Annotated in this window: 1 protein-coding gene; it reads left to right on the top strand. The window is 73.7% G+C overall.

Annotation, left to right across the window (positions count from 1 at the left end; genetic code table 11):
* Window positions 1–1502 (top strand): MMPL family transporter (locus AC1DYX_RS31065; protein ID WP_477266067.1); only part of this gene is annotated, 1502 nt, incomplete at both ends.

The raw sequence follows: 1502 nt of genomic DNA, 5'->3' as shown, positions 1-1502 counted from the left end.
GCCAGGTTCCGCGCCGTCAGCCTCGGCGCAGACGAAGATTTTTTCCGACGCAATGGCCTGCTCTACCTGCCCGAGGCGCAACTCGCCGATCTGACGGACGGACTGCGCGACGCCCGCCCCCTCATTGCCGCCCTCGCCCACGATCCATCGCTGCGCGGGCTGGCGAATCTGCTGGCGGTCACCCTGGGCACGCCGCTGCAGACGGGCCAGGTCGGCCTGCCCGGCATGGCCCCGCTGCTCGCGCGCAGTGCCGACGCCGTGGAGGGCGTGCTGGCGGGGCGGCCGGCGGCCCTGTCGTGGCAGGCGTTGCCGGACGCCAGCCCGCCCGCCTCGGCGTTCAGCCTCGTCGAAGTGCGGCCCGTGCTCGATTTCACCGACCTCATGCCGGGCGCGGCGGCGGCGGATGCGATCCGGGCCAGCGCGCGGGACCTGCGCCTGGCGGCACGCTACCAGGCCAGTGTCGCGCTGACCGGACCGATCCCGCTGTCGGACGATGAATTCGCGTCGCTGCAGGAAGGCGGCCTTGCCGGCACCCTGGTCGCGCTGGCGCTCGTGCTGGCGCTGCTATGGTACGCGCTACGTTCCGGCAAGCTGGTGCTGGCCGTGTGCCTGACGATGGCCGGCGGACTGGCGCTCACGGCCGCGCTGGGCATCCTGATGGTCGGCGCGTTGAACCTGATCTCGGTCGCCTTCGCGATCCTGTTCGTCGGCATCGGCATCGACTTCGGCATCCAGTTCGGCGTGCGTTTCCGCGAGCTGCACCACCGCCAGACGACACCCACCGCCGCGCTGCATGCCGCCGGCCACGCGATCGCCCTGCCCCTCACGCTGGCCGCCATCGCCACCGCGTTCGGCTTCTTCGCCTTCCTGCCGACCGCCTACCGCGGCGTGGCCGAGCTGGGACAGATCGCCGGCTGCGGCATCCTGTTCGTCGCCCTGCCCGGCTGCCTGACCGTGCTGCCGGCACTGATCCGCCTGCTCGATCCACCGCCCGCGCGCACCGCACCCGGCTTTCCGCGGCTGGCCCCCGTCGACCGCGCGCTGCAGGCGCACCGCAAGCCGCTGCTGGTGGGCACCCTGGCGCTCGTGGTCGCCGGGCTGCCGCTGCTGCGCCACCTCGACTTCGATTTCGACCCGCTGCACCTGAAGGACCCGCACAGCGAATCGATGGTCGCCCTGCGCGCACTGGCGCGCACGACCGACATCGGCCTGGACAACATCCAGGTGCTGGCCCCATCGCTCGCCGCAGCCGGGGCGCAGGCGGCGCGCATCGAACGCCTGCCCGAGGTGGCGCGGGTCGTGACGGCGGCCAGCCTCGTGCCGGACGGGCAGCCCGGCAAGCTGGCGCGCATCGCGGCCACGCATGCCCTGCTGCAACCTGCTCTGGACCAGGCGCCGCTGCCGCCGGCGCAGGATACCGTGCGCGTGGCGGCCCTGCGCGCGGCCGCGCTGGCGCTGCGCAATGCCGCGCTCGACCATCCCGGGCCCGGCGCCGCGCAGGC

The organism is Massilia sp. P2_C2 (assembly GCF_056404615.1).
This window is presented reverse-complemented; position numbering and strand designations above follow the sequence as displayed.